This is a genomic window from Chloroflexota bacterium (assembly GCA_016875535.1).
Taxonomy (GTDB): domain Bacteria; phylum Chloroflexota; class Dehalococcoidia; order SHYB01; family SHYB01; genus VGPF01.
In genome coordinates this window covers 1-3,468 of record VGPF01000077.1, presented here as the reverse complement: position 1 = coordinate 3,468, position 3,468 = coordinate 1, and the positions used below count along the sequence as shown (strand labels likewise).

The window sequence follows — 3,468 nt, the reverse complement described above, 5'->3', positions numbered from 1 at the left end:
GATGCCTCCGGATAGAACCGAGGTGCGCCCGTGGCCGATTACAAGGACCTGGAGAGCTTTGAGACCTTCCTGGCCATCATCGCCAGGCTGCGGGGCCCGGACGGCAACCCCATCCTGGTTGATCAGCACGTATAGGCCGATAGGCCTGGGGCAGCGATGGCACCCAAAGCCGGAAAGCTCACGCCTCAAGACATCCTCGCGGGCCAGCCGCCGCCGGTAGCGGCGGCTGGCGAACCGGCTGCGCGGCATCGTCCGCGCCGCCGTCCCGGAGGCCGTTGAAGCGGCCTACCCGGGCTGGCGGGCCATCGGCTACCGCCACCCGAAGTCGGGCTACTTCTGCGGCATCTTTCCCCTGGGCGACCACGTGAAGCTCTACCTGGAGTTCGGCGCCTTCCTGCCGGACCCCGCAGGCATCCTGCAAGGGACGACCAAGCAGACGCGTTATGTGCTTGTCCGCTCGACAAAGGACATCAAAGCGGGGGCCATCAAGGAGCTTCTGGCATCGGCAGTGGCCTTCCGAGAGCGGTGAGCACGAGGTCATTCAAAAAGGGGCAGACCCTTTTTGCCGAAGAGCTCAACGGCCTCCATCATCTCCCGGCCGCTCTTTGGGTTCCTCCCCAGGCGCAGGACGGCGTACGAACAGCCCGCCGATTTCAGCTCTCGCAAGTCTCCCACAACTTGGTCGAGGCTCCCTGAGAGGAACGTCCGCTCGGCGCCCAGCGGCGCTCTGGTCAGCGTCATCCAGGGGCAGCTGTAGGAGAAGGTGAAGGGCCCCCTGCGCCGATGCTCCTTGCGCGCCGCGCGGATGGCGGCGACGCCTCTCCTGAGCTCGTCGGGGAGCGGGTGCATCGGGTGCCAGCCCTGGCCCAGCCTGGCGGCGCGGCGGAGAGCAGGCGGGCTATTCCCGCCGATCCAGACGGGCGGATGCGGTTTTTGGAAGGGCTTGGGCTCGGCGCGCAGGTCGGCGAAGGTGAAGGTGGAGCCGGAGTAGCTTGCCCTCTGCTTGGTCCACAGCGCCTGCATGATTTCGATGTACTCGTTGGTGATATCGCCGCGCTTGGCGAAGGGTATGCCCAGGCCGCGAAACTCCGATTCGAGGTGGCCCACGCCAAGGCCGACGATGACGCGCCCCTCCGTCAGCAGGTCAAGAGTGGCGATGCTCTTCGCCATCAGAAAGGGACTGCGGTACGGCGTAACCAGCACGTCCCACCCGATGCGGAGCCGCTCGGTGCGCGCCGCTAGGTACGCGGCTAGCGTAAGCGGCTCCGGCCACTCGTAGGAGGGCAGGTAGCCGTTGCCGCCTTCCGGGATCGCCAGGTGGTCCGGGAACCAAATGGAGTCATAGCCAAGGGCCTCTATCCGCCGGGAGGCGCGAAGCATGAACTCCTTGGTGCAGAAGGAGAAGTAAGTGGGGAAGACGATGCCGAACTTCACCGGATGCCCCTTGGATCTCCGTTGGCCGGGGGATTGTAGCAGACCTTCCCGTGAGGGCTACAATAGACGCCTCTCATCTCCAGCAAGGAAGGGTGGAAGGCGTCATGGTCGCCAGCAGCGCTAAAACAGTGAAGGAATACCTAGACGGCCTGTCTCCTGAGCGCCGGAAGGAGATCGAGGCGGTGCGAAAGATCATCATAAAGAACTTGCCCAAGGGCTACGAGGAGGGCATCTCCTACGGGATGCTTGGCTATTGCGTGCCGCTCTCCCTCTACCCCAAGGGCTACCTGGGCAAGAAGGACGTTCCCCTGCCTTATGCCTGCCTGGCCTCCCAGAAGCACTACATGGCCCTCTACCTGAACAACGTCTACGGGGACAAGGCTACGGACGAGTGGTTTAGGAAGGCCTACAAGGCCAGCGGCAAGAAGCTGGACATGGGCAAGTCTTGCGTCCGCTTCAAATCGGCCGATGATCTGCCGTTAGAGGTCATCGGCCAAGCCATCGCCAAGACGCCCGTGCAGACGTACATCGAGCGCTATGAAGCGGCGCGGAAGAAGTGACAAGCCGGTCTGGGCCTTGAGCGCCATCGCGCCTAAGGGTCTGCTATCATCACTCTCCCGCCGGATAGGAGGCGCCAGGCGCCTCTGGACAAGGGCTCCCTCATGAATCAGGAAGTCACAAAACTGAAGTGGTTCACCATAGACTTCATCCGGCCCGCGCTTATCAAAATGGAGCGCCAGGCCTGGGAGGCGAACCAGACACGAGATGTCCGCTTCTACCGGAAGTACTTCACCCATGATGCCGTTATCGTCTCGCCCTTCGGCATGGTGAACCGGCAGACCTTCCTGAGCAACCTGGAGCGCAAAACGGCCTCATTCCAGAGCTTCACCATCGAGCGCCCGCGCGTCATCGCCCTGGGGGAGAACTGCGCCTCCATCTCGTACACAGCCATCGTGCAGGCAAACCGGGGCGGAAAGAGCGTCTCCTACTCCGTCTACTGCACCACCGTCTACGTGAAGGCCGGTGAGGATTGGCGCGCCGTCATCCACCAGCAGACGCCCGCCGAATAGCGCGGCTCCCTGAAGTCCAGGTTGCTTACTGGAGAAAGACCGTAAGCACCGTCCCGATAGGGATAGGCGTCGGCACGCCGGCGCGGACGGCATAGACGGGACCGCCGACCACGATAAGCGCATCCCTCTTGAGCGTCATGATCAAGACCGTATTCCGCTTTACCGTCGTGAAGGTATTGCCGGGCAAGCCGGGAACGTACGAGAGGTATGTTCCCGAAAAATAGTCGAACGTGGTGATGATTTCTGTGATTTCAGGTGAGGTCAGGGGGTTCAGGGCCGTAAAGAGCGGCAGCTCGGTGGGGTCAGCGACATTCACATTGATCGTGAATACCCTGTTTGAGGCGAAGGTGATCGCCGGGGCCGTGGCAACCACAGGCTGGGCAGCCCCGTTGATTAGGGCCTGGACCCGGAGCAACTGCCCGTCGAGTCCCGTCGTCGCCGGCAGGTCAATCCGATACTGGTTGGCGGCGAATCCAGTCTGGCCTGTCAGAGCGACACCGACCGCCACGCCCGTCGGCAAGGTAACCAGGACCACTGTGCCGGAGGGCGCGGGCTGGCCGTTAGAGGTCACCAAGCCCGTGACGACGGTGATGCCTCCCTGAGCCAAGGCCCGGCCAGGCACAAGAAGCGCTGCCGCCAATAGAGAGGCCGCCGCCAGAAGTCGTATCGCTCGTCTCCCCATATGCAGCCTCCTGCCTTTAGGACTTGCAAAACCTCGAGCCATCCATATGATTTGCCACACTTCATCTATTATGCCGCTTATGGAGGCAGGGTGCAGCATCGCGGATCTCGCTTCCCTGACTCGGCACGCATCCCTCCGGAGCAACCACTCAACCAAAGGAGTGTACCGCCCCTGATTTCTTGGACAGTGATGTGATTGTATTCATGCGGCAACCACAGGGCAAGCGAGCAACTGACGGCGTGCTTGCTCTGGCGTCGCGTAGCGATGGCGCTCGACGAGCCA

The 3,468-nt window shown here is 62.5% G+C and carries 5 protein-coding genes; 3 read left to right on the top strand and 2 right to left on the bottom strand.

Annotation, left to right across the window (positions count from 1 at the left end; translation table 11 throughout):
• Nucleotides 1-226: 226 nt before the first annotated feature.
• A complete protein-coding gene (locus tag FJ039_12555; protein MBM4406977.1) occupies nucleotides 227-529 on the top strand; it encodes a DUF1801 domain-containing protein in 303 nt (100 codons plus the stop codon).
• 8 nt (nucleotides 530-537) lie between these two features.
• Here FJ039_12555 and FJ039_12550 read toward each other — a convergent pair whose 3' ends face one another.
• Nucleotides 538-1,434: an LLM class F420-dependent oxidoreductase gene (locus FJ039_12550; protein MBM4406976.1), complete on the bottom strand. Its 897-nt coding sequence runs from the start codon at nucleotides 1,432-1,434 to the stop codon at nucleotides 538-540.
• Nucleotides 1,435-1,538: 104 nt separating this feature from the next.
• On the opposite strand from FJ039_12550, the gene FJ039_12545 reads away from it, so the two are divergent.
• Together FJ039_12545 and FJ039_12540 are read left to right on the top strand one after the other, a co-directional pair.
• On the top strand, nucleotides 1,539-1,994 hold the full coding sequence (locus tag FJ039_12545; protein MBM4406975.1) for a DUF1801 domain-containing protein: 456 nt from the start codon (nucleotides 1,539-1,541) through the stop codon (nucleotides 1,992-1,994).
• A gap of 102 nt (nucleotides 1,995-2,096) precedes the next feature.
• Nucleotides 2,097-2,504 (top strand): nuclear transport factor 2 family protein, encoded by a 408-nt coding sequence (locus FJ039_12540; protein MBM4406974.1) that lies wholly within the window; start codon nucleotides 2,097-2,099, stop codon nucleotides 2,502-2,504.
• Between the two features lie 25 nt (nucleotides 2,505-2,529).
• Here the strand turns inward: FJ039_12540 and FJ039_12535 are convergent, their stop codons facing one another.
• A complete protein-coding gene (locus tag FJ039_12535; protein MBM4406973.1) occupies nucleotides 2,530-3,186 on the bottom strand; it encodes a hypothetical protein in 657 nt (218 codons plus the stop codon).
• Between the last annotated feature and the right edge of the window lie 282 nt (nucleotides 3,187-3,468).

Excerpts from the sequence above, each read along its gene's own strand:
- FJ039_12545 (MBM4406975.1), top strand. The coding sequence starts at position 1,539 with ATGGTCGCCAGCAGCGCTAAAACAGTGAAGGAATACCTAGACGGCCTG.
- FJ039_12540 (MBM4406974.1), top strand. The coding sequence starts at position 2,097 with ATGAATCAGGAAGTCACAAAACTGAAGTGGTTCACCATAGACTTCATC.
- FJ039_12535 (MBM4406973.1), bottom strand. The coding sequence starts at position 3,186 with ATGGGGAGACGAGCGATACGACTTCTGGCGGCGGCCTCTCTATTGGCG.